Annotated in this window: 28 protein-coding genes; 22 read left to right on the plus strand and 6 right to left on the minus strand. The window is 67.9% G+C overall.

What is annotated here, in order from left to right; all coding sequences use genetic code 11:
- Window positions 1-159: 159 nt before the first annotated feature.
- Entirely contained in the window at window positions 160-1,065 is a 906-nt protein-coding gene (gene hemF / locus FPL11_RS01240; RefSeq protein ID WP_144346901.1) for an oxygen-dependent coproporphyrinogen oxidase, read from the minus strand.
- Between the two features lie 41 nt (window positions 1,066-1,106).
- On the opposite strand from hemF, the gene FPL11_RS01245 reads away from it, so the two are divergent.
- Entirely contained in the window at window positions 1,107-1,541 is a 435-nt protein-coding gene (locus tag FPL11_RS01245; RefSeq protein ID WP_144346902.1) for a molybdenum cofactor biosynthesis protein MoaE, read from the plus strand.
- A gap of 4 nt (window positions 1,542-1,545) precedes the next feature.
- Entirely contained in the window at window positions 1,546-2,568 is a 1,023-nt protein-coding gene (moaA, locus tag FPL11_RS01250; RefSeq protein ID WP_144346903.1) for a GTP 3',8-cyclase MoaA, read from the plus strand.
- Here the strand turns inward: moaA and tsaC are convergent.
- Genes tsaC through FPL11_RS01275 form a run of 5 tightly spaced genes read right to left on the minus strand, consistent with a single transcriptional unit; the run spans window position 2,565 to window position 7,515 of the window.
- Window positions 2,565-3,134 (minus strand): L-threonylcarbamoyladenylate synthase type 1 TsaC, encoded by a 570-nt coding sequence (gene tsaC / locus FPL11_RS01255; RefSeq protein ID WP_144346904.1) that lies wholly within the window; start codon window positions 3,132-3,134, stop codon window positions 2,565-2,567. The genes moaA and tsaC overlap by 4 nt on opposite strands.
- 1 nt (window position 3,135) lies before the next feature.
- On the minus strand, window positions 3,136-5,514 hold the full coding sequence (locus FPL11_RS01260; protein WP_144346905.1) for a DNA topoisomerase I: 2,379 nt from the start codon (window positions 5,512-5,514) through the stop codon (window positions 3,136-3,138).
- Window positions 5,515-5,520: 6 nt separating this feature from the next.
- Window positions 5,521-5,994, minus strand: coding sequence for a Smg family protein (locus FPL11_RS01265; protein ID WP_144346906.1), 474 nt, complete (start codon window positions 5,992-5,994; stop codon window positions 5,521-5,523).
- On the minus strand, window positions 5,991-7,124 hold the full coding sequence (gene dprA / locus FPL11_RS01270; protein ID WP_144346907.1) for a DNA-processing protein DprA: 1,134 nt from the start codon (window positions 7,122-7,124) through the stop codon (window positions 5,991-5,993). Before dprA ends, FPL11_RS01265 begins: the two co-directional genes overlap by 4 nt.
- Window positions 7,117-7,515 carry a hypothetical protein gene (locus FPL11_RS01275; protein WP_144346908.1) on the minus strand — a complete coding sequence of 133 codons (399 nt, stop codon included), beginning with the start codon at window positions 7,513-7,515 and terminating at the stop codon, window positions 7,117-7,119. Before FPL11_RS01275 ends, dprA begins: the two co-directional genes overlap by 8 nt.
- 87 nt (window positions 7,516-7,602) lie before the next feature.
- Between FPL11_RS01275 and def the strand changes: the two genes are divergently transcribed.
- The 20 genes from def to FPL11_RS01375 all read left to right on the plus strand — a co-directional run bounded on the left by def (window position 7,603) and on the right by FPL11_RS01375 (window position 26,055).
- Window positions 7,603-8,136, plus strand: coding sequence for a peptide deformylase (gene def, locus FPL11_RS01280; protein ID WP_144346909.1), 534 nt, complete (start codon window positions 7,603-7,605; stop codon window positions 8,134-8,136).
- The gene (fmt, locus tag FPL11_RS01285; protein ID WP_268815728.1) at window positions 8,136-9,098 is read left to right on the plus strand and encodes a methionyl-tRNA formyltransferase; all 963 of its coding nucleotides are present in this window, start codon (window positions 8,136-8,138) and stop codon (window positions 9,096-9,098) included. The genes def and fmt overlap by 1 nt, the downstream gene beginning before the upstream one ends.
- Window positions 9,076-10,386, plus strand: a complete 1,311-nt coding sequence (rsmB, locus tag FPL11_RS01290) for a 16S rRNA (cytosine(967)-C(5))-methyltransferase RsmB (protein WP_144346911.1) — start codon at window positions 9,076-9,078, stop codon at window positions 10,384-10,386. Before fmt ends, rsmB begins: the two co-directional genes overlap by 23 nt.
- Window positions 10,364-10,939: a DUF4390 domain-containing protein gene (locus FPL11_RS01295; protein WP_159300002.1), complete on the plus strand. Its 576-nt coding sequence runs from the start codon at window positions 10,364-10,366 to the stop codon at window positions 10,937-10,939. The genes rsmB and FPL11_RS01295 overlap by 23 nt, the downstream gene beginning before the upstream one ends.
- Entirely contained in the window at window positions 10,936-13,092 is a 2,157-nt protein-coding gene (locus FPL11_RS01300) for a sensor histidine kinase NtrY-like (RefSeq protein ID WP_144346913.1), read from the plus strand. The genes FPL11_RS01295 and FPL11_RS01300 overlap by 4 nt, the downstream gene beginning before the upstream one ends.
- Complete coding sequence (locus FPL11_RS01305) at window positions 13,089-14,468, plus strand: sigma-54-dependent transcriptional regulator (protein ID WP_144346914.1); 1,380 nt, start codon at window positions 13,089-13,091, stop codon at window positions 14,466-14,468. Before FPL11_RS01300 ends, FPL11_RS01305 begins: the two co-directional genes overlap by 4 nt.
- Complete coding sequence (trkA, locus tag FPL11_RS01310; RefSeq protein ID WP_144346915.1) at window positions 14,465-15,841, plus strand: Trk system potassium transporter TrkA; 1,377 nt, start codon at window positions 14,465-14,467, stop codon at window positions 15,839-15,841. Before FPL11_RS01305 ends, trkA begins: the two co-directional genes overlap by 4 nt.
- A 14-nt stretch (window positions 15,842-15,855) precedes the next feature.
- Window positions 15,856-17,313 carry a TrkH family potassium uptake protein gene (locus FPL11_RS01315; RefSeq protein WP_144346916.1) on the plus strand — a complete coding sequence of 486 codons (1,458 nt, stop codon included), beginning with the start codon at window positions 15,856-15,858 and terminating at the stop codon, window positions 17,311-17,313.
- A 25-nt stretch (window positions 17,314-17,338) separates the two neighbouring features.
- Complete coding sequence (locus FPL11_RS01320) at window positions 17,339-17,650, plus strand: tetratricopeptide repeat protein (protein ID WP_110882251.1); 312 nt, start codon at window positions 17,339-17,341, stop codon at window positions 17,648-17,650.
- Window positions 17,647-18,099, plus strand: a complete 453-nt coding sequence (dtd, locus tag FPL11_RS01325; RefSeq protein WP_144346917.1) for a D-aminoacyl-tRNA deacylase — start codon at window positions 17,647-17,649, stop codon at window positions 18,097-18,099. Before FPL11_RS01320 ends, dtd begins: the two co-directional genes overlap by 4 nt.
- 50 nt (window positions 18,100-18,149) lie before the next feature.
- Window positions 18,150-18,743: an imidazoleglycerol-phosphate dehydratase HisB gene (gene hisB / locus FPL11_RS01330; protein WP_144346918.1), complete on the plus strand. Its 594-nt coding sequence runs from the start codon at window positions 18,150-18,152 to the stop codon at window positions 18,741-18,743.
- Complete coding sequence (gene hisH / locus FPL11_RS01335) at window positions 18,740-19,375, plus strand: imidazole glycerol phosphate synthase subunit HisH (RefSeq protein ID WP_407810574.1); 636 nt, start codon at window positions 18,740-18,742, stop codon at window positions 19,373-19,375. Before hisB ends, hisH begins: the two co-directional genes overlap by 4 nt.
- Window positions 19,366-20,109 carry a 1-(5-phosphoribosyl)-5-[(5-phosphoribosylamino)methylideneamino]imidazole-4-carboxamide isomerase gene (gene hisA, locus FPL11_RS01340; RefSeq protein ID WP_144346919.1) on the plus strand — a complete coding sequence of 248 codons (744 nt, stop codon included), beginning with the start codon at window positions 19,366-19,368 and terminating at the stop codon, window positions 20,107-20,109. Before hisH ends, hisA begins: the two co-directional genes overlap by 10 nt.
- A gap of 2 nt (window positions 20,110-20,111) precedes the next feature.
- The gene (hisF, locus tag FPL11_RS01345) at window positions 20,112-20,882 is read left to right on the plus strand and encodes an imidazole glycerol phosphate synthase subunit HisF (RefSeq protein WP_110882255.1); all 771 of its coding nucleotides are present in this window, start codon (window positions 20,112-20,114) and stop codon (window positions 20,880-20,882) included.
- Entirely contained in the window at window positions 20,882-21,277 is a 396-nt protein-coding gene (hisI, locus tag FPL11_RS01350; protein WP_144346920.1) for a phosphoribosyl-AMP cyclohydrolase, read from the plus strand. The genes hisF and hisI overlap by 1 nt, the downstream gene beginning before the upstream one ends.
- Window positions 21,270-21,599: a phosphoribosyl-ATP diphosphatase gene (locus FPL11_RS01355; RefSeq protein WP_144346921.1), complete on the plus strand. Its 330-nt coding sequence runs from the start codon at window positions 21,270-21,272 to the stop codon at window positions 21,597-21,599. The genes hisI and FPL11_RS01355 overlap by 8 nt, the downstream gene beginning before the upstream one ends.
- Before the next feature lie 32 nt (window positions 21,600-21,631).
- Window positions 21,632-21,916: a twin-arginine translocase TatA/TatE family subunit gene (gene tatA, locus FPL11_RS01360; RefSeq protein WP_110882258.1), complete on the plus strand. Its 285-nt coding sequence runs from the start codon at window positions 21,632-21,634 to the stop codon at window positions 21,914-21,916.
- Window positions 21,917-21,935: 19 nt separating this feature from the next.
- Window positions 21,936-22,250 (plus strand): Sec-independent protein translocase protein TatB, encoded by a 315-nt coding sequence (tatB, locus tag FPL11_RS01365; protein ID WP_144346922.1) that lies wholly within the window; start codon window positions 21,936-21,938, stop codon window positions 22,248-22,250.
- A complete protein-coding gene (tatC, locus tag FPL11_RS01370; RefSeq protein WP_110882260.1) occupies window positions 22,247-23,026 on the plus strand; it encodes a twin-arginine translocase subunit TatC in 780 nt (259 codons plus the stop codon). The genes tatB and tatC overlap by 4 nt, the downstream gene beginning before the upstream one ends.
- 191 nt (window positions 23,027-23,217) lie before the next feature.
- Window positions 23,218-26,055 carry a 2-oxoglutarate dehydrogenase E1 component gene (locus tag FPL11_RS01375; RefSeq protein WP_110882261.1) on the plus strand — a complete coding sequence of 946 codons (2,838 nt, stop codon included), beginning with the start codon at window positions 23,218-23,220 and terminating at the stop codon, window positions 26,053-26,055.
- Window positions 26,056-26,064 lie beyond the last annotated feature (9 nt).

The following is a 26,064-nucleotide window of genomic DNA, read 5'->3' on the forward strand; positions in this document are numbered from 1 at the left end:
ACCGTTCGGTGGCCACACCCCTGATCGCTGTAGGTTATTGTTGCGCTGCGGAAAAATTGAGTCCGTCGCGATCCGCCAACCTAACCCAACGGGCAGCGGTTGTCGCCCCATGATTTGTGAGCATCAGGCACAGACCGTATGACCCGGGCGGCGTGCCCGCTAGAGCCACTCACGGGGCTGCAGATAGCGCCGGGTCAGTGCCGCCTCGGGCGTGGCTTCGCCCACCTGGTAGTCGTACTCCCAGCGCGCCAGCGGTGGCATCGACATGAGGATCGACTCGGTCCGGCCGCCCGACTGGATGCCGAACTTGGTGCCGCGGTCGTAGAGCAGGTTGAATTCGACGTAGCGGCCGCGCCGATAGAGCTGGAAGTCGCGTTCGCGCTCGGTATAGGGAATGTCCTGACGGGCCTCGACGATGGGGGCGTAGGCGCGCATGTAGCCGTCGCCCACCGAGCGCATCATGGCGAACGCCGACCTGAAACCGCCGCGCTCGTAATCGTCAAAGAACAGTCCGCCGATGCCCCGGGTCTCGCCGCGATGGGGCAGGTAGAAATACTCATCGCACCAGGTCTTGAAGCGTGGGTACAGATCCTCTCCCCACGGGGCGACGGCGTCGTGGGCCACCTGATGCCAGTGACGGCAGTCCTCGTCGAAGGGATAGAACGGGGTCAGGTCAAAGCCGCCGCCAAACCACCAGACCGGTTCGGCGTCCTCGGCCTCGGCCATGAAAAAGCGGACATTGGCATGCGAGGTGGGCACATACGGGTTGCGCGGATGCACCACCAGCGACACGCCCAGGGCCTGGAAGCCGCGGCCGGCCAGCTCCGGTCGGCGCTCGCTGGCGGTGGCGGGCAGGTTGGCGCCGAACACGTGCGAGAAGTTGACGCCCGCCTGCTCGAACACGGGCCCACCACTGAGCACCCGCGTCCGGCCGCCGCCTCCCGCCTCGCGATCCCAGGCGTCTTCATGAAAGTCGTTGCCATCCAGCGCCGACAGCCCATCGCAGATACGATCCTGCAGATCCAGCAGATAGGATCGGACGGCAGTTGCATCAATCTCGGTCATCCGTGCAAGGATACGCGTCAGGGAATGCCGGAGCGAACGCAATGACGGACCATATTGATGGCGACGCCATCGACCTCGACGCGCTGTTCGGGGAGACCGCCTCGCCGGATGCCGGCGCCGTGGTGGTGTTCGGCGGCACGGTGCGCCGTCACCACGCGGGCCAGACCGTCACCGATATCGAGTACTCGGCCTACGTTCCGCTGGCCGAGCGCGCCCTCGCCGCGGTCGAGGCCGAGGCGCTGTCCGGCTATGACATCCTCTCGTGTCGGATCCGCCATCGCACCGGCCGTCTGCGGGTCGGTGAGCTGAGCGTGGTGGTGGTGGTGCGCGCGGCGCACCGGGCGGAGGCGTTCGAGGCCGCGCGGTTTGCCATCGACCGGCTCAAGGCCACCGCACCGGTCTGGAAGCGCGAGACCTATGCCGATGGCTCGCAGGTCTATCAGCAGGGCGAGGCGCTGCCGGGGGCGGGGGAGTAGAGCCATGACGCAGGACGTCACCGACCGGCGCGATCGACCGCTGCGGGATCTGCGGATTTCGCTGACCGATCGCTGCAATTTCCGCTGCAGCTACTGCATGCCCAAGGCCCTGTTCGGCGCCGATCACGCCTTTCTGCCGCGCCACCAGCTGCTCTCGTTCGAGGAGATCGCCCGGCTCGCCGGGGTGTTCGCGTCGCTGGGCGTGCGCAAGCTGCGCCTGACCGGGGGTGAGCCGCTGCTGCGCCGCGATCTGGAAACGCTGATCGGGCTTCTGCGCGACATTGATGGCATTGACGACATCAGTCTGACCACTAATGCCTCGCTGCTGACCCGCGACAAGGCCCGGGCGCTGCGGGCGGCGGGGCTGGACCGTCTGACCGTCAGCCTGGACGGCATCGATGATGCGACCTTCCGGGCCATGAATGACGTCGGATTCCCGGTGGCGAAGGTGCTGGCCGGGATCGATCACGCCGAGGCGGCCGGGCTGGGGCCGATCAAGATCAACATGGTGGTGCAGAAAGGCGTCAATGATGGCGATATTCTGCCCATGGCCGGACATTTCCGCGGCACCGCCCACATCGTGCGCTTCATTGAGTACATGGATGTCGGCAACAGCAACGGCTGGCGGCTTGATCAGGTCATCCCGTCCCGCGACGTCGTGGACCGGATCAACGCCCGCTGGCCCATCGAACCGCTGGCACCCAATTACCGTGGCGAGGTGGCCGAGCGTTATCGCTATCGGGATGGCGCCGGCGAGGTCGGTCTGATCAGTTCAGTGACCCAGCCCTTCTGCGGCACCTGCCAGCGCGCCCGGCTGTCCGCCGAGGGTCAGCTGTTCACCTGCCTGTTCGCCAGTCACGGCCATGATCTGCGCGAGCGGCTGCGCCGCGGTGACAGTGACGCCGCGCTCCACGAGGCACTGACGACGGTCTGGTCGCAACGCGATGACCGCTACTCTGAGCTTCGCACCGCCGTCGAGCAGCCCATCGACAGCCGCCGCATCGAGATGTCCTACATCGGCGGTTAGGCGCCCGCCCGCAGCACCCGGCCGGTGTCGGCATCGCGGATTTCCGACGGGCCGCGCTGGCCGCCCAGCGGGCCGGGCACAAACCAGTCGAGCTGCCGGCCGAAGCAGCGCTGCACCTGCCAGCCACGCCGGCAGGCGGGCCGGCCACTGCGGTTGGCACTGGTGGACACCAGCGCTGAGCCGGCCGCGCGGCAGAGGTTGATGACCGGGGGGTGGCGCGTGACCCGCACGGCAATGCTCGGGCGCCCGCCGGTCAGCAGATCGGGCAGGCCGTCGGCGGCCTGCATGACCCAGGTGACGGGGCCCGGCCAGGTGGCCAGCATCGCCTCACGCACCGAGGCACGGGCGGGCCATTGCACCAGCCCCTCGAGCTGGTCGATGCCCGCCGCGATCACGATCAGGCCCTTGTCCGCGCCCCGGCCCTTGAGCCGGATCAGCCGGGCGAGGGCATCGCTGTCGAGGGGATCGCAGCCCAGGCCCCAGACCCCTTCGGTGGGATAGGCGCCGACGCCGCCTGAATGGATCTGATCGCGGACCCGGCGCAGGGCCGGCGAGGGGGTGCGCATATCAGCTGCCCGAGGACTGCTTCTTGCGGCTGGTGCGACCCTTGCCGGTGCCACTGGCGGACTTCTTGCGGCCCCCGCCACGACCCTTGGGCTCGGGCGCCTCGTCGATCAATGCCTGGCACTCGTCCCGGGTCAGCGATTCGGCCTCGCGGTCCTTGGGGACCCGCGCCCGCTTGCGACCGTCGGTGATGTAGGGCCCGAAGCGGCCTTTCATGACGGTCAGTGCGCCGTCGTCAAAACTCTGGATGGTGCGCCGGGCGATGCTTTCCTTTTTCTCCTCGACCAGCTCCAGGGCGCGCTCACGGTCGATGGTGTAGGGATCATCGTCCTTTTTCAGCGACGCGAACTGATCACCAAAGCGGACATAGGGGCCGAAGCGGCCGATATTGGCGCTCAGCGGCAGGCCATCCGGCGTCTCGCCGAGGTCGCGGGGCAGCGTGAACAGGGCCAGCGCCTCGTCGAGGCCGATGGTGTCGATGCTCTGCCCGGGGCGCAGGCTGGCGAAACGCGGCTTTTCCTCGTCCTCGCGGGTGCCGATCTGGACGAAGGGTCCGTAGCGGCCGAGCCGCGCCGAGACCGGACGGCCACTCTGCGGGTCGGTGCCCAGCTCGCGGGCCTTCATCACTTCGCTGCGTGAGACCTGCTGTTTTTCCTCGATGCGCTCGTGGAAGGGATCCCAGAACTGGCGCAGCACCGGCACCCAGTCGGTCTCCCCCCGCGAGATCGCATCCAGCCGGTCCTCGAGACGGGCGGTGAATTCGTAATCGACGTAGCGATCGAAATGCTCGGTCAGGAACTTGGTGACCACCCGACCGGTGTCGGTGGGCTTGAAACGCCGGTTCTCCAGGGTCACGTAGTTACGCGCCTGCAGCGTGGCAATGATCGCGGCATACGTCGACGGCCGGCCGATGCCGTATTCCTCGAGGGTGCGCACCAGCGTGGCCTCGGAGTAGCGCGGCGGCGGCTCGGTGAAGTGCTGTTCCGGCCGCAGGCCAGTCAGCGGGATCCGCTCGCCTTCGGCAAGCGGCGGCAGGATGCGGTCGTTGGCATCGGCCCCCGGGTCGTCCGCGCCCTCCTGGTACACCGCCATGAAGCCGGGGTCGCGCACCGTCGAGCCCGTCGCCCGGAAACTCGCCACGTCGCCGGCGGCCAGATCCACCGACACCGTGTCGATGGTGGCGTGGATCATCTGGCAGGCCACGGTGCGCTTCCAGATCAGGTCATAAAGCCGGTACTGGTCGTCGCTGAGGTATCCCTTGAGCGATTCCGGCACCCGGCTGGCATCCGTCGGCCGGATGCCTTCATGCGCTTCCTGGGCGTTCTTGGCGCGGGTGCGGTACTGGTTGGGCTTGGCCGGCAGCTTGGCGGTGCCGAAGCGCTTTTCGATCACCTCGCGCAGGCTGTGGATGGCCTCCTGCGAGAGGTTGACCGAGTCGGTGCGCATGTAGGTGATCAGGCCCACCGTGCCGCTGCCGGTATCCACACCCTCGTAGAGCTGCTGGGCGATGCGCATGGTCTGCTGCGCGGAAAAGCGCAGCTTGCGCGATGCCTCCTGCTGCAGGGTGGAGGTGATGAACGGCGCGGCGGGGTTGCGCCGGCGCTGCTTTTTCTCGACCCGGGTGACGCTCAGTTCGCCTTCGCCGTGCTCGGCGCCGGCGGCCGCGAGGATGCGCCGCGAGGCGTCTTCGGCGGTTTCGGCATTGTTGATGGTGAACTGCTCGACCTTGCCGCCATCGAGCTGCTGCAGACGCCCGACAAATGGCGTCTCAGCCTGCACCAGATCGGCCTCGACGCTCCAGTACTCCTGGGGGACGAACGCCTCAATCTCTTTTTCGCGCTCGACGATCATGCGCAGCGCCGGCGACTGCACACGCCCGGCGGACAGGCCGCTGGTGATCTTGCGCCAGAGCAGCGGCGAGAGGTTGAACCCGACCAGGTAGTCCAGCGCCCGGCGTGCCTGCTGGGCATCCACCAGGTGATCGGACAGCCCGCGGGGATGCTTGATGGCCTCGCGGATCGCATCGCGGGTGATTTCGTAGAAGACCACCCGGTGGACCGGTTTGTCATCGACCACGCCGCGCTCGCGCAGCAGTTCGAGCAGGTGCCAGGAAATGGCCTCGCCCTCGCGGTCGGGGTCAGTGGCCAGATAGACCGCATCGGCCTTGCGGGTGGCCTTGGCGATGGCATCGACCTGCTTGGCGTTGCGCTCCACCACGCTGTAGTGCATCGCAAAGTCCTGCGCCGGATCGACGGCACCCTCCTTGGCGATCAGGTCACGGACGTGACCGTACGACGCCATCACCTCGAAGTCCTTGCCCAGGTACTTCTTGATGGTGCCCGCCTTGGCCGGCGATTCGACGATTACCAGTGAATGCGACATGAATGCTTAGTGTTTCGTGGGGTAGGGAGGTTCAAAAAGCAGGCTCTCCATGGAGGCGCAGGCCTCTTCCTGACCCGGTTGGCTGAACAGGACCATGAGGACCACCCACTTGAGCTCATCAAGTCCGATGGGGTCGTCGTCGAGATCCATGAGGCGATCGATGACCAGCTCGCGGCTGCCCGCCGTGAGAATCCCGGCCTGTTCGAGGAACATCAGAAAACCGCGGCACTCGACATCGAGCCGGGCCGCCTCGGCCGGCGTGTAGATCCGCATCGCCGCCGGTCCGTGCGCTGAAACCGGCAGATCACGGGTTTCGGCCAGCGCGTCGATCCATGCCAGTGCCTTGAAAATCTGCGGATCCGAAAAGCCTGCTTCCCGCAGGTCCGACTCGATCTGGGTCCGATTGGGGTCGAGGTCGACGGCGTCCTGAAAATAATGCTCAAACAGGTACATCAGGATCTCGAAGACGTTTTCTTTCATCCGCCCGCTCGATTGCTGGTTCGCATGTAATAACCGCTACTGCAGGGCGCAACGTCGCCCGAGAGTTCGAGCTTCAGGAGAATGGATGAAAGGATATCGGGCGTCAATGAAGCCCGCTGGAGCAGGGTGTCGAAGGCGATGGGGTCATGATCCATGGCTTCGAGCACCGCGATTTCGCGGGCGTCCAGGGCCGTCCAGTCGGTCGGGTCAGCCGTCGGATCGGCCGGCGGCGCGCTGGGTGCCGGCCCGTCGATGGCGTGGCCGACCTCCTCGATGACCTGTCGTGCCGATTCCACCAGCCGCGCCCCGTTGCGGATCAGCGCGTGGCAGCCCTTGACCCGCGGATTGTGGATGGAGCCGGGGATGGCCATGGCCTCGCGGCCGGCCTCGATCGCCCGGTAGGCGGTTTCCAACGAGCCGCTGTGACGGCCCGCCTCGACCACCAGCGTGCCCACCGACAGCCCGGCGATCAGGCGGTTGCGGCGCGGGAACAGGCCGCGGCTGACTGGCGTGCCGGTGGGCATTTCGGTGACCAGCGCGCCGTTGTCGGCGATCTGGTCGGCCAGTGCCTCGTTATCACGCGGATAGAGCCGGTCCGGGCCGGTGGCCATGACCGCCACGGTGCGCCCCTGCACCGCCAGCGCCCCCTCGTGGGCCGCGCTGTCGATCCCCAGCGCCAGGCCGCTGGTGACGGTCAGGCCGGTGGCGGCCAGATAGGCGGCGAACTCCTCGGCGATGTGAATGGCGTTTTCCGAGGCATTGCGTGCGCCGACCATGGCGATCTGCGGCTCGTTCAGGGCGTCGGGATCGCCGCGCAGGTAGAGCATCGGTGGCGGATCGCCGATGCGGGTCAGCAGCGTCGGGTAGCGCGCATCATCGCGGGCGATCAGGTGCCGGTCCCCGGCCTCGGCCCAGCGCAGGTCGGCATCGATGCCCGGCTGCAGGCTGACCGCGTCATGGGGCGCGCGCATGGCGGCGCGCGGCAGTCCATGCGCGGCGCGATCCGCCTCGGAGGCGGCCCGAAAGGCCTCGGGATGGCCATAAGCGTCGATGATCAGGGTGCTGGTCCGCGGGCCGACGCCCGGCAGACGCGCCAGCCACAGCCAGGCCTCGAGCGCGCGGTCAGCCATCGGCATCGCTCCGCTCGGGATTGATGGCAAGCAGATAGTCGCCGGGGCGGATTTCGCGGCGGGCCTGCAGGATGCGCAGCAGCGCCGGCTGCCCCCGGCTGATCAGCGTCGCTTTGCCCAGGGCGATGCTGCTGCGGCCGAGGCGCTCGCCGCTGTGGCCGGTGATGGCCGGCCCCGGCCGGAGCAGATAATAATTTCGGGCGGCCCGACCGCTCAGCCCTTCGGCATAGACCCGGTCACCGGCGGCGTTCAGGCGTCGTCCCTCCTCGCCCAGCACCACCCGCGGCAGCGCTTCGCTGGACGGGAACAGGGCCGGCGGCGAGGCCGGCACCGGCAGCGCGGTGAGCAAGGCAGTGGTGGCAAGCAGGACGTGCGGGCTCCACGCAGGCATGATGTCTCCTTGTCGCCCCGTGTCTGACTGGTCGCAGGCGGCGGCGGTTCGCTACACTGGGCGGTAGTGCTTCAAACGGATAGTCTCATGGCCATACGCGAAATCCTCCAGTACCCCGATGAAAGGCTGCGCCGCCGGGCCGCGCCGGTCGAGCGGATCGACGCCGAGGTGCATGCCCTGGTGCGCGATATGATCGAGACCATGTATGACGCCGCCGGGATTGGTCTGGCGGCTACGCAGATCAACGTCCACCAGCGCGTTGTCGTGGTCGATGTCAGCGAAAACGGCGACGCACCGCAGGTGTTCATCAACCCCGAGATCACCGCGCGCGGCGAGACCCGCGACAGCGTCGAAGAGGGCTGTCTGTCCATCGCCGGCTATACCGACAACGTCGAACGGGTCGAGGCGGTGACCGTGCGCGCCCTGGGGCTGGACGGCGAGGCTATCGAGTGTCAGGCCGAAGGCATGATGGCGCGCTGCCTGCAGCACGAGATCGACCACATCGACGGCCGGCTTTTCATCGATCACCTCTCCGAGCTCAAGCGCAAGCGCCTGCGCCGGCGGTTTGAAAAGGCCGCCCGGCAGCGCGGTGATGCGTCGGCCCGGGCGGGATCGGTCTGATCGGCGCCGGCGAAAGGACACCGCCCCGCATTGTCTATGCGGGGACGCCCGACTTTGCCGTGCCCGCCCTCGAGGCACTGGTGGCGGCGGGCTATCCCATCGCCGCGGTCTACACCCAGCCCGACCGCCCGGCCGGCCGCGGGCGCCGGCCGCGACCCTCAGCCGTCAAGACGGCCGCCCTCGAGCACGGTCTGAGCGTTGAGCAGCCGGAACGCCTGGACAATGCCGACGCCCGGGCCCGGCTCGCCCACCACCAGCCCGATGTCATGATCGTTGCGGCCTATGGCCTGATCCTGCCGACTTCCGTGCTGAACATCCCGACCAATGGCTGTGTGAACATCCATGCCTCGCTGCTGCCGCGCTGGCGGGGGGCGGCGCCCATCCAGCGGGCCATCGAGGCCGGCGACCCGGAAACCGGCGTCTGTCTGATGGAGATGGCGGCGGGCCTGGATACCGGGCCGGTGATCGCGGCGCGGTCGACGCCCATCACCGCGGACGACAACGCCGCGCAGTTGCATGACCGGCTGGCCGATCTGGGGGCGCAGCTGCTTCTGGAATGTCTGGATGACTGGCTGGATGGCCGTCGACCCGCCCATCCGCAGCCGGACCATGGCGTGACATACGCCGCCCGGATCAGCGCTGACGAGGCCTGGATCGACTGGCAGCGCCCGGCGCTCGAGACGGCCCGCCGGGTGCGGGCGTTCAATGCCTGGCCGGTGGCCCGCTGCGCCTGGGGCGATGCCCGGCTGCGGGTCTGGCAGGCGGTGGCGCTGCCGGCGGATGCGGCGGCGGCCGCGCCCGCGCCCGGCACCATTGTCGCCGTTGGCGCCGACGGGATCGATGTGCAGACCGGCGAGGGCCTGCTGCGGCTGCAGCGGGTGCAGGCGGCCGGCGGCCGGGCTCAGCCAGTGGCGGAATTCCTTCGGGGGCACCCAGTGCATGTCGGCGAAACCCTCCACTGATCCGCGCGGGGCCGCGGTCGAGGTCCTGCTGGCGGTGCTCGGCCGGGGGCGGTCGCTGGATCGGGCCCTGAGCGAGCACGGTCCGGGCGGCGATGATCCCCGGGATGTCGCGTTGTGCCGGGCGATCGCCTACGGGGTGCTGCGGCATCACCGCCGACTGGGCGCCATTCGGGATCACTTTCTGCGTAGCCGGCTCAAGTCGCGGGACCAGGACATGGCGCTGCTCCTTGAGATCGGCTTTTTCCAGCTCACCGATATGGACATGCCGGCCCATGCGGCGGTCTCGGAAACCGTCGCGGTGGCCCGCCGGCGCGGCAAGTCCTGGGCCGCGAAGCTGATCAACGCCGTCCTGCGACGTTTCCAGCGCGACAGCGCGGCCTGCCTGCAGGCGGTGGACGCCGATCCGGGCCGCAGCGCTTCAGTGCCGGACTGGCTGCTGGCCCGCCTGCGCCGGGACTGGCCCGACGACTGGCCGGCGCTGCTGGCGGCGCAGAATAGCCGGGCGCCCATGACGCTGCGGGTCAATCAGCGCCGCATCAGCCGCGAGGCCTATCGCGGACGGCTTGCCGCCGAGGGCATCGGTGCCCGTCCCCTGGACGGCTTCGAGGATGCTCTGGTGCTCGACCACGCGGTGGCGGTCAGCGCGCTGCCGGGCTTTGCCGAGGGCGACTGCTCGGTGCAGGACGCCGTGGCCCAGTGGGCCGCGCCGTTGCTGGGGGCCGCGGATGGCGATCGGGTGCTCGATGCCTGCACCGCACCCGGCGGCAAGGCGGCCCACGTGCTCGAGCGCGCGGCGGCATCACTGCTGGCGGTGGACAGTGATGGCGAGCGCCTGCAGCGGGTCACCGAAACCCTTGACCGCCTTGGCCTGAGTGCCGAGGTGCGGGTGGCGGATGCCTCGGACCCCGGCCAGTGGCCGGCGGCTGAGCGCTTCGATCGCATCCTCATTGATGCGCCCTGTTCGGGCACCGGCGTCATCCGCCGGCATCCCGACATCAAATGGCTGCGGCGCGAGGCCGACATCGCGCATCTGGCCGTGCGTCAGCGCGCGCTGCTGGACACCCTCTGGCCGCGCGTGGCGCCGGGTGGCCGCCTGGTCTACTGCACCTGCTCGGTGCTGCGCGCCGAGAATGAAGCGGTGGTCGAGGCCTTCGTCGCGGATCAGGACGATGTCACTGTGGTCCCACCGGTACTGCCGGTGGGTCGACCGGTGGGCCACGGACATCAGATCCTGACCGGCGAGGCCGGCGTCGATGGCTTCTACTATGCCTGTCTGGACAAGCGCTAACCCCCGCATCGCCGCGCTGGCGGCGCTGCTGTGTCTGGCCGTGGCCGGCAACAGCCCCCCGGCGGCGGGCTTCAGTGTCGCCGCCCTCGAGCAGCGCTTCGACAACGGGCTGCTGGTGGTGGACGGGCGCATTGACTATTCCCTGACGGCGACGGCGACCGAGGCGCTGGAGAATGGCGTCGATCTGGTGATCAGCCAGCGGCTCAGCCTGGAGCGGCCGCGCTGGTGGTGGCGCGACGTGGAGGTGGTCAGCCAGCAGCGCCGCTACCGGCTTGCCTACCACGCCATGAGCCGTCGCTATGTGCTCAACCGCCTTGCCAGCGGTGAGAGCCGCAGCTATCGCAGCCTCGACGCGCTGCTGACGCGGCTCGGCACCATCGAGGCCTGGCCGGTGATCGGTCGCGACCGCCTCGATGACCAGCAGACCTATCGACTGCGCTTCGAGACCGAGCTTGATGTGGAGGCGCTGCCGCGGCTGCTGCGCACGGTGGCCTGGGCCAGCGATGACTGGCAGCTGCGCAGTGAGCCGGCGACGCTTGAGGTGCGGCCATGAGCGGGCTACCGCGGCAGGCCATTGTCCGCATCCTGCTCAGCGTGCTGCTGATCCTGTCGCTGTACCTGCTCAGCGCCGCGACCGAGAACTCCTCGCGCTTCGGGCGCCTGTACCTGTGGCTGCTGCTGATCAACGGCGTGGTGCTGGTGGTGCTCTCGGGGCTGATCATCAACAACCTGCAGCGGCTGGTGCGCTCATTCCGGGCGCGGGAAACCGGCAGTCGTCTGACCCTGCGGCTGATGGCGCTGTTCGTGGTCCTGGCGGTGCTGCCCGGGCTGGTGGTCTACGGGTTTTCGATGCAGTTCCTGCAGCGCGGCGTGGACAGCTGGTTTGACGTGCGCGTCGAGAACGCCCTCGAGGACGCACTGGCGCTTTCCCAGGCGTCGCTGGATCAGCGCATGCGTGACATGCAGCAGCGCCTTGAAGAGGCCGCCCGGGATCTGGCCGATGTCAGCTCGGACATGGCGCCCATCACCCTGGGCGACCTGCGCGCCCGCACCGGCGCCTCGGAGCTGACACTGATCGGCGAGAACGGGCGCATCATCGCCGCCAGCAGCATGGATACCGACAGCATCCTGCCCCACCGCCCCGAGGAGAGCATTCTCCTGCAGCTGCGCCAGGGCCGGCCCTATGTGGGGCTTGATCCCATCGAGAACGCCGGGCTGCACATCCGCGCACTGGTGCGTGCGCCGGGCCCGGACGGACCGGGCAATACGCGCATCCTGCAGGGGCTTTTCCAGGTCTCGCCGCGGATCAACGACCTGGCCGACGAGGTGGAAACCGCTTTCAGCGAGTATCGCGAGCTCGCCTATCTGCGCGGACCGCTCAAGGACAGTTTCATTCTGACGTTGTCGCTGGTGCTGCTGGTTTCGCTGCTGTTCGCCGTCTGGTCGGCCTTCTATCTGGCCCGGCGACTGGTCGCGCCGGTCAGTCGTCTGGCCGAAGGCACCCGGGCGATGGCCGCCGGCGAGTACGGGACCCAGCTGCCTCCAGCGGGCAACGACGAGCTGGGCTTTCTGGTGCGCTCGTTCAATGACATGAGCCGGCGGGTGGCCGATGTCCGCGATGCCGCGCGGCAGAGCCAGGCGCTGGTCGAGTCCCAGCGCGCCTACCTCGAGACCGTGCTGGGGCGTCTGTCCTCGGGGGTGCTGGCGCTGGGCCGGGACGGCACCCTGCGCACCTATAACCAGGCGGCGGAGGACATCCTATCGGTGCCGCTGCACGAGGCCACCGGGCAGCCGCTCTCGGCGCTTGTCGAGCGCTTCCCCGACTTCAGTCCGTTCGTCGAGCAGATCGAGGCCCATCCGCACGGGGCCGAGGGCGAATGGCGGGCCGAGCTCAGCCTGGACACCCGCGAGGGGCGTCGATCGCTGATCTGCAGCGGGGCGATGCTGCCGGGCGGGGCCGAAGGCGGCGGCGAGGTGATCGTTTTTGATGACGTGACCACGCTCATCCAGGCCCAGCGCGACGCGGCCTGGGGTGAAGTCGCCCGCCGGCTGGCCCACGAGATCCGCAATCCGCTGACGCCCATCCAGCTGTCCGCCGAGCGCCTCCAGCACAAGGTGGGCAACCGCGTGAGCGGTGAGGAAGCGGCCCTGCTGCAGCGCTCCACCGACACCATCATCCATCAGGTTGAGGCCATGAAAGACATGGTCCAGGCGTTTTCCGAGTATGCGCGACCGCCGGTGCTCGAGCTCCAGCGGGTCGACCTCAACGCCCTGGTGCAGGAGGTGGCCGAACTCTATCGCGGACAGGCGGCGCAGGCCTCGATCCGCACGGATCTGGATGAGCACCTGCCCGGGCTGGAAGCCGATGCCGGCCGGCTGCGTCAGCTGCTCAACAACCTCATCCGCAATGCCCTCGAGGCCGATGATGGCGGCGCCTGCGAGATCGTGGTCTCGACCCGTCGCGGCACTGGCCGTCACGCCGGCTGTGTCGAACTGGACATCGAGGACAACGGGCCCGGGTTTGCCGATGCCATGCTCGATCAGCTCTTCGAGCCCTATGTCAGCACCAAGCCGCGGGGCTCGGGACTGGGCCTGGCGATCGTGAAAAAGATCGTCGAGGAGCACAATGGCAGCATCAGTGCCCGCAATGTCGAGGGCGGCGCACGCCTGTCAGTGCGCCTGCCGACCGGGGAGAAAGGAGAATGAGCAAGGCTTATGTGCTGGTCGTCGACGACGAGCCGGACATCCGTGAGCTGGTCCGCGAGATCCTCGAGGACGAGGGCTACGCGGTGGCGACGGCGGAAAGCGCCGACCAGGCGCGCTCGCTCCTGCGGGAGCGGACGCCGCAGCTGGTGCTGCTGGACATCTGGATGCCCGGCGACGATGGGATTTCGCTGCTCAGGGAGTGGGCGCAGGGCGGTGTCTGCCCGTTCCCCGTGGTGATGATCTCGGGGCATGGCACGGTGGAAACCGCCGTTGAGGCCACCCGCCACGGGGCCATGGACTTTGTCGAAAAGCCGCTGTCCATGGGCAAGCTGCTGGCGACGGTGGAGCAGGCGCTGAACGCCCCCGATGCCGTCGCCGCCCCCGCCGGGGCGCCCGCCGCGGTGGTTGAGCCGGTGGGACGCAGCAGTGCCATGCGCGATCTGCGCGAGCAGGCCGAGCGGCTTGCCGGCACCGACAGCTGGGTGCTGATCAGTGGCGAGCCCGGCAGCGGCCGGAAATGCCTGGGGCGCTATATCCACAGCCTCAGCGAGCGGCGTGCGGGGCCGCTGGTGGAGGTGGCCGCCGGCACCATCGCCGGGCAATCGGCGGCCCACGAGCTGTTCGGCCAGGTGCGCGGCGATCAGGTCATCCCCGGTCGCCTCGAAGCGGCCGCGGGGGGCACGTTGATCCTTGACGGGGCGGCCGACCTGGACGCCGAGGCGCAGACCCGGCTGGCCTCGGCCATTGATGCCGGCAGTTTCCAGCGGGTGGGCGGCTCGGAGCGTCTTTCGCTGGATGTGCGCATGATCGCCATCAGCCGTCGCGACCTGACCGCCGAGGCCCACGCCGGGCGCTTCCGGCCGGATCTGGCCTATGCGCTGAGTGTGATTCCGCTGACCGTCCCGCCGCTGCGCGAGCATGCCGAGGACATCCCCGAGCTGGTGGTCTTTCAGGTCGACCGGCTGGTCGAGCGGGAACAGCTCGGTTACCGTCGCTTCACGGTGGCGGCCCAGAACCGGCTGCGAAATCATCACTGGCCCGGCAATGTCCAGGAGTTGCATAACCTGGTACAGCGGCTGCTGGTGCTGGGTGACGGCATCGACATTGAGGTCGGCGAGGTCGAGGCCGCCCTCAGTGAGCGCCCGGCCGCGGCCGGTGGCGACAGCGACTGGCCGCAGGCGCTGGCGCTGCCGCTGCGCGAGGCCCGTGAGCGCTTCGAGCGCGATTATCTGCAGCGACAGCTGCAGCGCGCCGACGGCAGTGTCGCGCAGCTCGCGCGTCTGGCGGGCATGGAGCGCACGCATCTGTATCGCAAGCTGCGCGCGCTGGGCATCGACCCGCGCGAGGGCGGCGAATCCGGCGGAGGCCGTGCATGAAGATCATCATTCTGGGAGCCGGCCAGGTCGGCGGTACCGTGGCCGCCAACCTGACCAGCGAAGACAACGACATCACCGTAGTCGACCGCGACGGCCAGATCCTGCAGGCACTCCAGGATCGACTGGACCTGCGCACGGTCGCGGGCAACGCCACCTACCCGGCGGTGCTCGAGCGCGCCGGTGTCGATGACGCCGACATGGTGATCGCGGTCACCAACTCGGACGAGGCCAACATGGTGGCCTGCCAGATCTGCGCCACGCTGTTCCGCACGCCCAGCAAGATCGCCCGGGTGCGCGCCGTGGAGTATCTCTCGCACCCGCAGATCTTTGCCCCCGACGCCCTGCCCATCGATGTGCTCATCAGCCCCGAGCAGCTGGTCACCCAGTACGTGCGCCGGCTGATCGAGCATCCCGGCGCGCTGCAGGTGATGGATTTTGCCGATGGCAGGGTCCGTCTGGTGGGTGTGCGCGCCTACTACGGGGGTCCGCTGGTGGGTCAGGAACTGCGCACCCTGCGCGAACACGTCCCCGGCGTGCAGACCCGGGTGGCGGCCATCTATCGCCGCGGCAGCGCCATCATCCCCGAGGGGGAGACGGTGATCGAGGCCGGTGACGAGGTGTTCTTCGTGGCGGCCCGCAAGAACATCCGCGCGGTGATGAGCGAGCTGCGCCGGCTCGACAAGCCGGTCAAGCGCATCACCCTGGCCGGTGGCGGCAATATCGGCATGCGCCTTGCTCAGTCCCTCGAGCCTCATTACCAGGTCAAGATCATCGAGCATAATCCGCAGCGCTGCCGGGCGATCGCCGATACCCTCAAAAAGACCATCGTGCTGCGTGGGGACGCCGCCGACGAGGACCTGCTGCTCGAGGAGAACATCGAGAACACCGACGTGTTCTGCGCCCTGACCAACGATGACGAGGCCAATATCCTGGCGGCCATGCTGGCCAAGCGGCGCGGCGCGCGCACGGTCATGGCGCTGATCAACCGCGCCGCCTACGTTGATCTGATCCAGTCCAGCGACGACATCGATGTGGCGATCTCGCCGCAGCAGGCGACCATTGGCAGTCTGCTAGCGCATATCCGCCGCGGTGACGTGGCCACGGTGCACAGCCTGCGCCGCGGGGCCGCCGAGGCGATCGAGGCGATCGCCCACGGCGATGCCGGCAGCTCCGAAGTGGTGGGCCGCCGCATCGATCAGATCCGCCTGCCGCGGGGCACCACCATTGGCGCCATCGTGCGCGGCGAAGAGGTGGTCATGGCGCATCACGATACGGTGATCGAACCCGAAGACCACGTCATCCTGTTCCTCGTCGACAAGAGCCGGCTGCGAGACGTCGAAAAGCTCTTCTCGGTGGGCGTGACCTTTCTTTAGGGACCCGAGAGCTCATGCATCCCGATGCCGTCCAACGCGTGCTGGGTGTCCTGCTGATGGTGTTCAGCGTGACGATGCTGCCGCCCGCCCTGGTGAGCGTGATCGCGGCCGACGGGGTGGCCGAGGCGTTTTTCCTGACCTCCGGCCTGCTGCTGGCCGTGGGCGGGCTGCTCTGGCTGCCGGTCCGCCAGTCGCGCCGCGAGCTGCGCATCCGCGACGGGTTCTTTGTGGTGGCGATGTTCTGGGTGGTGCTGGGCGCCGCCGGTTCGCTGCCACTGGCGCTCCAGACCGTGGTCCCGCTGGCCTTCGTCGACGCCCTGTTCGAGAGCGTCTCGGGGCTCACCACCACTGGCGCCACGGCGCTGACCGGGCTCGACGCCCTGCCGGTGTCCATCCTCTACTATCGCCAGCAGCTGCAGTGGCTGGGCGGCATGGGGATCATCGTGCTGGCCGTGGCCATCCTGCCCATGCTGGGCATCGGTGGCATGCAGCTCTACCGCGCCGAGCTGCCGGGTCCGGTCAAGGATGCCAAGCTGACCCCGCGCATCGCCGAGACCGCCAAGGCGCTGTGGTACATCTACCTGGGGCTGACGGTGGCCTGCGCCCTGGCCTACTGGGCGGCCGGCATGGGGCCGTTTGATGCGGTGATGCATGCCTTCACCACCATCGCCACCGGCGGCTTCTCGACCCACGACGCCAGCATGGGTTATTTCGACAGTGCCCTGATCGAGATGATCGCGGTGGTGTTCATGATCATCTCGGCGCTCAACTACTCCCTGCACTTCATGGCCTGGCGGCGCCGCAGCACCGAGCCCTGGCGCAGCGACCCCGAGCTGGTGACCTTTCTGACCGTGCTGGCCCTGGTGACGGTGCTGGTGCTGGGCGGGCTGCTGATCTATCAGGCCGCGCACAGCCTGCTGCTGGACGAGACCTGGCATCACGCCATCTTTCAGGTGGTCTCGTTCGCCACCACCACCGGGTATACCACGGCCTCGTATTATGTCTGGCCGGCCTTCCTGCCGGTGCTGCTGCTGTTCGTGGCGGTGGTCGGCGGCTGTGCCAACTCCACCTCGGGCGGTCTCAAGGTAATGCGCATCCTGCTGCTCTGGCGCCAGGGCGGGCGCGAGATCCTGCGCCTGATCCACCCCCAGGCGCAGATCCCGGTCAAGATCGGCGACCGGCCGGTCAGCGAGCGGGTCATCGACGCGGTCTGGGGGTTCTTTGCCGCCTATGTCCTGCTGTTCGTCCTGCTGATGCTGCTCATGCTGGCCATGGGGCTTGATCAGATCACGGCCTTCTCGGCGGTGGCCTCGGGGCTTGCCAACCTGGGCCCGGCGCTGGGAGACGTCGCCGCCAATTTCGCTGGCGTGGGGGCGGGGCCCAAGCTGGTCATGTGTGTGGCGATGATCATGGGCCGGCTCGAGATCTTCACCCTGCTGGTGCTTTTTACGCCGGCATTCTGGCGGCGTTGACGCCCGGCTTGGTAGCCTGCCCGGTATGGATATCGAGGCACTGAAAAAGATGATCGACGGCGGGCGCGACGGGGCCATGCCGCGCCTGACCCTGGGCGAGGCGCTGGCCCGCGAGGGTGACACGCAGGCGGCCCAGGCCCATCTGCGGCGCGCCATCGAATTCGATCCCGATTACTCGGCCGCCTGGCGGGCGCTGGGGCGGCTGCAGTTGAAGGCCGGCGAGCGTGAGGCCGCCGCCGAGACCTTCCGCAGCGGTCTGGAGGCGGCGCGCCGACGGGGCGACATGCAGATCGTCAAGGAGCTTGAGGTCCGCCTCAAACGCCTGGACGGGCAGTGATCGGCCTGCTCCAGCGCGTCGCCCGGGCCGAGGTCCGGGTCGACGACGCGACGGTGGCGGCCATCGACGCGGGGCTGCTGGTGCTGGTGGGCGTGGAGCAGGGCGATACGCCGGCGGGTGGTGCGCGCCTCATCGAGCGGCTGCTGGCCTATCGGGTGTTCGCGGATGCCAGCGAGCGCATGAACCGCAGCCTGACCGACACCGGTGGCGGTCTGCTGCTGGTCCCGCAGTTCACCCTGGTGGCGGATACCCGTAAGGGCACGCGGCCGGGGTTTTCCGCAGCGGCACCGCCGGCGACCGCCGCGCAGCGCTTTGATCAGCTGGTGGACGAGGCCCGTCGACGGCATCCCCGGGTGGAGGCCGGCGTTTTCGGTGCCGACATGCAGGTCAGCCTGTGCAATGACGGGCCGGTGACCTTCTGGCTGAGCGTGCCGCCCGACTCAAAGTGACCGCGGCGGCGTGCTATCCTTCGCCGCATTCATTGCAAGGCGCCACACCCATGAGCGAACGCAGGGCAACCATCGAGCGCGACACGCTCGAGACGCGCATCCGGGTCAGTCTTGATCTGGACGGCTCCGGAGCGGGCACACGCCGGACCGGCGTGGGCTTTTTCGACCACATGCTCGACCAGCTGGCCCGTCACGGGCTGTTCGATCTTGAGGTGAGTGCGGCCGGCGATCTGCACATCGATGCCCATCACACCGTCGAGGATGTCGGCATCGCCCTGGGCCAGGCATTTGCCGCCGCCGTCGGCGAAAAGCGCGGCATCGTCCGTTATGGCCATGCCTTCTGCCCCCTCGACGAGGCACTCTCCCGCGTGGTCGTGGACCTGTCCGGCCGGCCGGGGCTGTATTACCGGGTGACGTTCCCCACCGCCCGGGTCGGTGATTTTGACACCGAGCTGGTGCGCGAATTCTGGCAGGGCTTCGCCAGTCAGGCGGCGGTGACGCTGCACATGGACAGCCTGCAGGGGGACAACGCCCACCACGTCGCCGAGACCCTGTTCAAGGCCGGCGGCCGGGCCCTGCGCATGGCCTGCAGCAGTGATCCGCGCAGCGGCAACGAGCTGCCATCGACGAAGGGCGCGCTGTGATCGCGATCATCGACTATGGCATGGGCAACCTGCGCTCGGTGGAGCGCGCGCTGACCCACGTCGGCGCCGCCGAGGTGCGGGTCAGTGACGACCCCGCCGTCATCGAGGCGGCGGATCGGGTGGTGTTTCCCGGTCAGGGCGCGGTGCGTGACTGCATGAGCGCGCTGCATCGCTACGAGCTGGTGGACGTGCTGGAACGGGTCATGCGCGATCGCCCGTTTCTGGGGATCTGCATGGGCATGCAGGCACTGATGAGCCGCAGCGAGGAAAACGACGGCGTCGAGGCGCTGGGCCATTTCGCGGGCACGGTGCGGCATTTCCGGCACCTGACCGGCGCTGATCCGCAGCTCAAGATTCCGCACATGGGCTGGAACCGGCTGGAGCAGACCCGGCCGCATCCGCTGTTCGCCGGCATCGACTCGGGGACGCGCTTTTATTTTGTGCACAGCTACTACGTAGAGCCCGCGGACGCATCCATCGTCCAGGGACGCAGCGACTATGGTGGGCCGTTCGCCGCGGCGATCGGCGCCGACAATGTCTTCGCGACCCAGTTTCACCCGGAGAAAAGCCAGGCCCCCGGCCTGCGGCTGCTCGAGAACTTTCTTGCCTGGGATGGAGAACCATGCAGCTGATACCCGCCATTGATCTCAAGGATGGCAAGTGTGTGCGCCTGCGCCAGGGGCGCATGGTGGATGAGACGGTCTTCTCGGACGACCCGCTGGCGGTGGCCGACCGCTGGGTCGAGGCCGGCGCCCGGCGCCTGCATCTGGTGGATCTGGACGGAGCGCTCGCCGGTTTCCCCGTCAATGCCGACCTGATCGGCCGCATCGCCGAGGCCCATCCCGGTATCGAGGTGCAGGTCGGCGGCGGTCTGCGCAGCTTCGAGGTCATTCAGACCTATCTGGATGTCGGTGTGGACTACGTGATCATCGGCACCCAGGCGGTGCGCACGCCAAGTTTTGTCGACGATGCCTGCCTGGAGTTTCCCGGCCGCATCATGGTGGGCCTTGACGCCCGCGAGGGCCGCGTCGCCACCGACGGCTGGGAGAGCGTCTCGACCCTCACCGCCAGCGATCTGGCGCGGCGTTTTGAAGACGCCGGTGTCGATTCCATCGTATTCACCGACATCGGCCGCGACGGCATGATGCGCGGCAGCAATGTCGAGGCCACCGCCGAGCTGGCCCGCGCCATCGACATCCCGGTGATCGCCTCGGGCGGTGTCACCGGGCTGGATGATGTGCGCGAGCTCTGCCGGGTGGCCGACTCGGGGATCAGTGGCGCCATCGTGGGGCGGGCGCTCTATGAAGGCAGCATCGATCTGGCCGAGGCCCAGCGCCTGGCTGACGAGACGGTGGGCGGGCGCTGAGCATGGGCGTCGCGCGCCGCATCATTCCCTGCCTTGATATCAACGCCGGCCGCGTGGTCAAGGGCGTGCAGTTCGTGGACATCCGCGACGCCGGCGATCCGGTGGAAATCGCCCGGCGCTATGACCGCGCAGGTGCGGATGAGCTGACCTTTCTGGACATCACCGCCAGCCACGAGCAGCGCGACACCCTGGTCCACACCGTCGAGGCGGTCGCCTCGGAGGTGTTCATCCCGCTGACCGTGGGGGGCGGGATCCGCTCGGTGGCGGATGTGCGCCGCATGCTCAATGCCGGGGCGGACAAGGTCTCGATCAACACCGCGGCGATCCGTGACCCCGATCTGGTGGGCGAGGCCGCGGCACGGTTCGGCTCGCAGTGCATCGTCGTGGCCGTCGATGCGAAGCGCCGGGGCGGCACCGACGGGGATCCGCGCTGGGGCGTGTTCACCCACGGCGGGCGCCAGCCGACCGAGCTCGATGCCGTCGACTGGGCCCGGCGCATGGCCGCGGCCGGCGCCGGCGAGCTGCTGGTGACCAGCATGGACCGGGATGGCACCCGGATCGGCTTTGACAATGCGCTCAACCGCGCCATCTCCGAGCAGGCCGGCGTGCCGCTGATCGCCTCCGGCGGGGTCGGCAACCTCCAGCACCTGGTGGACGGGGTCATCGAGGGGCACGCCGATGCGGTGCTGGCCGCCAGCATTTTCCATTTCGGGGAATACACCATTGCCGAGGCGAAGGCCTGCATGGCCGAGGCCGGGATCGAGGTGCGCTGATGGACTGGCTGGATGCGATCGCCTGGAACGCCGACGGCCTGGTGCCGGTGATTGCCCAGGACGCCGATGACGGCCGTGTGCTGATGATGGCCTGGATGAGCCCGCAGACCCTCGAGACCACCCGTCGCACCGGCGAGGCGGTGTACTGGTCACGCTCGCGGCAGCGGCCGTGGCACAAGGGCGAGTCCTCGGGCAACGTCCAGCGGGTGCGGGCGATTGAGCTCGACTGCGATGGCGACACCCTGCTGCTGCAGGTCGAGCAGCGCGGTGGCGTCGCCTGCCACACCGGACGGCGGAGCTGCTTTTACCGCCGGCTCGCGGCGGACGGCTGGCGGATCACCGATACGGTGCGGCGTGATCCCGCTGACATGTATGGAGAGGGCAGCGATGAGTGACGAGATTCTGCGCCGCCTGGACGCGGTGCTGGCGGCGCGGCGCGAGGCCGATCCCGAGAGTTCCTACGTGGCGGGGCTGCATGCGGGGGGCATTGATCGCATCCTTCGCAAGCTCGGCGAGGAATGCACCGAGACGGTGGTTGCGTCAAAGAACGGCGAGCGTGACGATATCGTTTATGAAACCGCCGATCTGTGGTTCCATAGCCTTATCATGCTCTCGCATCATGGGCTTGATTCCGGGTCGGTGCTTGCTGAGCTTGAGCGCCGTTTCGGGCTCTCCGGCGTCGCCGAGAAGGCGGCCCGGAACAAACAGGGGCAGTAATGCCCGTTGGCACGCGCTGGAGGTAATCCGTTATGGGTCCTGGTGGAATCAGTCCCTGGTCTCTTTTATTGATACTGGTCATCGTGCTGTTGCTGTTCGGCACCAAGAAGCTGCGCAACGTCGGTACCGATCTGGGTGGTGCGCTCAAGGGGTTCAAGAGCGCCATGAGTGATGGCGAAAAAGCGGCAAAGGACGGCCAGGACAGTCAGGAAGACCCGGAAAGCCTCGAGGAGAACGACGCCGAGAGCGACGCCACGTCCTCGACGGCCCGACGCGAGCAGGTCAAGGAAAAGGACTCGTCCGGCGGCAACGCCTGACCGCCGGAGGAACGCATTCATGCTGGATGTCAGCTTCTGGGAGTTGCTGATCATCGGGGCGATCGCCCTGGTGGTTGTCGGTCCCGAGCGCCTGCCCCGTCTTATGCGCACACTGGGATTGTGGGCGGGCCGCGCGCGCGCGTCCTTCCAGTCGATCCGCGATGAGGTCGAGCGCGAGGTGAACATCGACGGTGTCCAGCAGACACGTCGCGCCGTGGATCGCGAAGCCAGCGAGGCCAAGCGCAAGGTCACCGAGACGGTGGGTCAGGTCGACCCCTCCCGCGGGTCAGACGAGTCCGCGGCCGAGAAAGACAAGGGAGATGAATCCCGGTGAGCGATCCGGCCAGTGACTCCAACGCCGGTGATCCCGACCGCCCGCTGCTGACCCACCTGCTCGAGCTGCGCACCCGGCTGCTGTACGCCGGTGGCTGCGTGCTGGTGCTGTTTCTGGCGGTCTACCCGTTCCGCGAGCCGCTCTACAGCGCGCTCGCCGAGCCGCTGATGGCGGTGCTGCCGCCGGGCACCTCAATGATCGCCACCCAGGTGGCCACCCCGTTCCTGATCCCGCTCAAGGTCGCGCTTGCCGGCGCGTTCTTCCTGAGTGTTCCGTTCCTGCTCTACCAGCTCTGGGCGTTTGTGGCGCCGGGGCTCTACCGCCACGAAAAGCGCCTGATCTGGCCGCTGGTGATCTCCAGCGTGCTGCTGTTCTATCTGGGCATGGCCTTCGCCTACTTCGTGGTCTTCCCGCTGGTGTTCCAGTTCTTTGCCTCGGCGACGCCGGATGGCGTGTCGATGATGACCGATATCGGCGAATATCTGTCGTTCATCATGACCCTGTTCTTCGCCTTCGGGGCGTCCTTCGAGGTGCCCGTCGCCACCATCCTGCTGGTCCGCAGCGGCGCCACGACGCGCCAGGCGCTGGCGGCCAAGCGCCCGTTCGTGATCGTGGCGGCGTTCACCGTGGGTATGCTGCTGACGCCGCCGGATATCATCTCGCAGGTGCTGCTGGCGGTCCCGGTCTGGCTGCTGTTCGAGCTGGGGATCTTTTTCTCGCGCTGGTTCGAGGCACCGGCAACGGATCGCCCGGCCGGGGAAGACGACGGGGCATGATGCCCGGTGTCCCGCCGCGCAAATACCTGACCTCGGGGTCAGTTTTTCCCGCGCCCGCAGAGAGTGATGGTTTTCCGGCTCCCTTCAGGTGCCCGTAAATGCCCATTGGCGTTGCGTTTAAGGGGGCTGCGGGTTAACTTGCACATACGCCGGAAACAGGCTTTCCCACCGCAGATGCCAGGTAAACTGCCATGAGTGGTCCTTTCGAACAGTCGCTCAGTCACTCCTATCTCAACGGTGCCAACGCCAACTTCATCGAAGCACTGTACGAGAAGTACCTCGAGGATCCCGACGCGGTCGAACCGCGCTGGCGGGACTACTTCCGCGACCTCGAGGCGCTGGATCCCGACGGCCGCCGCGACGTGCCCCATACCCCGATCCGCGAAGCCTTCGAAGAGATCGGCCGCAGCAGCCGCCGGGGCCGCGCGCGCATCGCCAGCGAGGGCATGGATGCCGTGGCCGCGCAGAAGCAGGCCGCGGTGCTGCGCCTGATCAATGCCTACCGGGTGCGTGGCCATCAGCACGCCGACACCGATCCCCTGCACCTGCGCGAGCGCCCGCAGGTGCCGGACCTCGATCCGGGGTTTCACGGCCTGACCGATGACGATCTCGATACCGCCTTCAACACCGGCTCGCTGGCCGCACCCGATCGCCTGACCCTGCGCGAGATCGTCGATCTGGTGAAGCGGGTCTACTCGGGCAAGATCGGCTCGGAGTACATGCACATCACGGATACCGCGCAGAAGCGCTGGATCCAGGAGCGGCTCGAGAAGCCGCAGGCGCGGCCCCACCTCAGTGCCGACGAGAAAAAGGCCCTGCTCAATCGCCTGACCGCCGCCGAGGGCATCGAGAAGTATCTCAACAGCAAGTACGTGGGCCAGAAGCGCTTCTCGCTGGAGGGCGGCGAAGCGACGCTGCCGATCCTCGATGAAATCGTCCAGCGTGGCGGCCGTGACGGGGTCGAGGAAATGGTCCTGGGCATGGCCCATCGCGGCCGCCTGAACGTGCTCATCAACCTGATGGGCAAATCGCCGGCCGAGCTGTTCGCCGAGTTCGAGGGCGAGCACGCCCCGGAGCATGCCAGCGCCGGCGACGTGAAATACCACATGGGCTATTCCTCGGACATCGACACGCCCGGCGGACCGCTGCATCTGGCACTTGCCTTCAACCCCTCGCATCTCGAGATCGTCAACCCGGTGGTCGAGGGGTCGGCCCGCGCCCGCATGCATCGCCACGATGACGAGGACGGCCGCTCGGTGCTGCCGGTGCTCATCCACGGTGATGCGGCCATGGCCGGTCAGGGTGTGGTGATGGAAACCCTGCAGCTGTCGCAGGCCCGGGGCTTTTACACCGGGGGCACCGTGCATCTGGTGATCAACAACCAGATCGGCTTCACCACATCGAACCCGCTTGATACGCGCTCGACGTTCTACTGCACCGAAGTGGCCAAGATGGTTCAGGCGCCGATCTTTCACGTCAACGGCGACGATCCCGAGGCGGTGCTGTTCGTGACCCAGCTGGCGATGGACTACCGGCGGGAATTCCATTCGGATGTGGTCATCGACCTGATCTGCTACCGCCGCCACGGCCATAACGAGGCCGACGAGCCATCGGCGACCCAGCCGATGATGTACCAGAAGATCAAGGCGCGGCCGTCGGTGCGCAGTCTCTACGCCGATCAGCTCACCGACGAGGGCGTCATCGACCGCGATGGGGCCAAGGCCATGGAGCGGGAATACCGCGATGCGCTGGATGCCGCGCAGGTGGTGGCGCCCGGCGCACTCGAGGAGCAGGACAACGAGTTCACCGTCGACTGGTCGCCCTACTTTGACGCCCGCTGGGATGAGCCGGTGGACACCACCCTGTCGGTGGACCGGATCCGCGCACTCCAGGAGAAGCTGCAGTGGCTGCCCGAGGGCTTCGAGCTCAACCCGCGGGTGGCGACGGTCATGGAAAGCCGGCGCAAGATGGCCGCCGGCGCGCTGGCCATGGACTGGGGATTCGCCGAGACCATGGCCTACGCCGGGCTGCTCGAGGAAGGGCACTGCGTGCGCCTGACCGGCCAGGATTCGGGGCGCGGGACGTTTTTCCATCGCAACTCGGTGCTGCATAACGCCGCCGATGGCTCCACCCACACGCCGCTCAAGACCATCCCGGCCGACCGCAAAGACTTCGTGGTGATCGATTCGCTGCTCTCCGAGGAAGCGGTGCTCGGCTTCGAGTACGGTTACGCCACGGCCGATCCGCGCACGATGGTGATCTGGGAGGCGCAGTTCGGCGACTTCAGCAACGGGGCGCAGGTGCTGATCGATCAGTTCATCGCCTCGGGCGAGACCAAGTGGGGGCGGCTCTGCGGGCTCACGCTCTACCTGCCGCATGGCTACGAGGGTCAGGGCCCGGAGCATTCCTCGGCCCGCATCGAGCGTTTTCTCCAGCTCTGCGCCGAGCAGAACATCCAGGTCTGCGTGCCTTCCACGCCGGCCCAGTTCTTCCACATGATCCGCCGGCAGATGCTGCGCCACTGGCGCAAGCCGCTGGTGGTGATGACGCCCAAGAGCCTGCTCCGGCACAAGCTCTCGACGTCGGTGCTGGACGACCTCTCAGGGGGGCACTTCCAGGTGGTCATCGACGACACCGAAGGGGTGCGGCCGAGCAACGTCCAGCGGGTGGTGCTGTGCAGCGGCAAGGTCTACTACGACCTGCTCGAGGAGCGTCGCCAGCAGGGCCGCAGCGATGTCGCGCTGATCCGCGTCGAACAGCTCTACCCGTTCCCCGAGGCGCAGCTCTCGGCGCTGCTGAAGCGGCGCTACAAGACGGTGAAGTCGGTGGTCTGGTGTCAGGAAGAGCCCAAGAACCAGGGCGCCTGGTACCAGGTCTATCACCATCTGACCCAGTGCATCGCCCGCGATCAGAAGCTGACCTACGCGGGCCGCGATCCGCTGGCCTCGCCGGCGGTCGGCTACGCCAAGGTGCATTTCGAACAGCAGCGCCGTCTGGTGGCGGATGCGCTCGGCAAGGTTCACGGATAAAACAAGAGC

It is taken from the genome of Spiribacter aquaticus (assembly GCF_007625215.1).
Taxonomy (GTDB): Bacteria; Pseudomonadota; Gammaproteobacteria; order Nitrococcales; family Nitrococcaceae; genus Spiribacter; species Spiribacter roseus.

Bases quoted from the DNA above. Each gene is read 5' to 3' on its own strand.
- FPL11_RS01305 (WP_144346914.1), top strand. From the start codon at position 13,089: ATGAGCAAGGCTTATGTGCTGGTCGTCGACGACGAGCCGGACATCCGT.
- hisB (WP_144346918.1), top strand. From the start codon at position 18,150: ATGAGCGAACGCAGGGCAACCATCGAGCGCGACACGCTCGAGACGCGC.
- def (WP_144346909.1), top strand. From the start codon at position 7,603: ATGGCCATACGCGAAATCCTCCAGTACCCCGATGAAAGGCTGCGCCGC.
- FPL11_RS01265 (WP_144346906.1), bottom strand. From the start codon at position 5,994: ATGAAAGAAAACGTCTTCGAGATCCTGATGTACCTGTTTGAGCATTAT.
- hisI (WP_144346920.1), top strand. From the start codon at position 20,882: ATGGACTGGCTGGATGCGATCGCCTGGAACGCCGACGGCCTGGTGCCG.
- tatB (WP_144346922.1), top strand. From the start codon at position 21,936: ATGCTGGATGTCAGCTTCTGGGAGTTGCTGATCATCGGGGCGATCGCC.
- dprA (WP_144346907.1), bottom strand. From the start codon at position 7,124: ATGGCTGACCGCGCGCTCGAGGCCTGGCTGTGGCTGGCGCGTCTGCCG.
- hisA (WP_144346919.1), top strand. From the start codon at position 19,366: ATGCAGCTGATACCCGCCATTGATCTCAAGGATGGCAAGTGTGTGCGC.
- moaA (WP_144346903.1), top strand. From the start codon at position 1,546: ATGACGCAGGACGTCACCGACCGGCGCGATCGACCGCTGCGGGATCTG.
- FPL11_RS01275 (WP_144346908.1), bottom strand. From the start codon at position 7,515: ATGCCTGCGTGGAGCCCGCACGTCCTGCTTGCCACCACTGCCTTGCTC.
- FPL11_RS01295 (WP_159300002.1), top strand. From the start codon at position 10,364: ATGCCTGTCTGGACAAGCGCTAACCCCCGCATCGCCGCGCTGGCGGCG.
- FPL11_RS01355 (WP_144346921.1), top strand. From the start codon at position 21,270: ATGAGTGACGAGATTCTGCGCCGCCTGGACGCGGTGCTGGCGGCGCGG.
- FPL11_RS01315 (WP_144346916.1), top strand. From the start codon at position 15,856: ATGCATCCCGATGCCGTCCAACGCGTGCTGGGTGTCCTGCTGATGGTG.
- FPL11_RS01375 (WP_110882261.1), top strand. From the start codon at position 23,218: ATGAGTGGTCCTTTCGAACAGTCGCTCAGTCACTCCTATCTCAACGGT.
- FPL11_RS01245 (WP_144346902.1), top strand. From the start codon at position 1,107: ATGACGGACCATATTGATGGCGACGCCATCGACCTCGACGCGCTGTTC.
- FPL11_RS01260 (WP_144346905.1), bottom strand. From the start codon at position 5,514: ATGTCGCATTCACTGGTAATCGTCGAATCGCCGGCCAAGGCGGGCACC.
- hisF (WP_110882255.1), top strand. From the start codon at position 20,112: ATGGGCGTCGCGCGCCGCATCATTCCCTGCCTTGATATCAACGCCGGC.
- tsaC (WP_144346904.1), bottom strand. From the start codon at position 3,134: ATGCGCACCCCCTCGCCGGCCCTGCGCCGGGTCCGCGATCAGATCCAT.
- hemF (WP_144346901.1), bottom strand. From the start codon at position 1,065: ATGACCGAGATTGATGCAACTGCCGTCCGATCCTATCTGCTGGATCTG.
- FPL11_RS01320 (WP_110882251.1), top strand. From the start codon at position 17,339: ATGGATATCGAGGCACTGAAAAAGATGATCGACGGCGGGCGCGACGGG.
- FPL11_RS01300 (WP_144346913.1), top strand. From the start codon at position 10,936: ATGAGCGGGCTACCGCGGCAGGCCATTGTCCGCATCCTGCTCAGCGTG.
- rsmB (WP_144346911.1), top strand. From the start codon at position 9,076: ATGTCGGCGAAACCCTCCACTGATCCGCGCGGGGCCGCGGTCGAGGTC.
- tatA (WP_110882258.1), top strand. From the start codon at position 21,632: ATGGGTCCTGGTGGAATCAGTCCCTGGTCTCTTTTATTGATACTGGTC.
- trkA (WP_144346915.1), top strand. From the start codon at position 14,465: ATGAAGATCATCATTCTGGGAGCCGGCCAGGTCGGCGGTACCGTGGCC.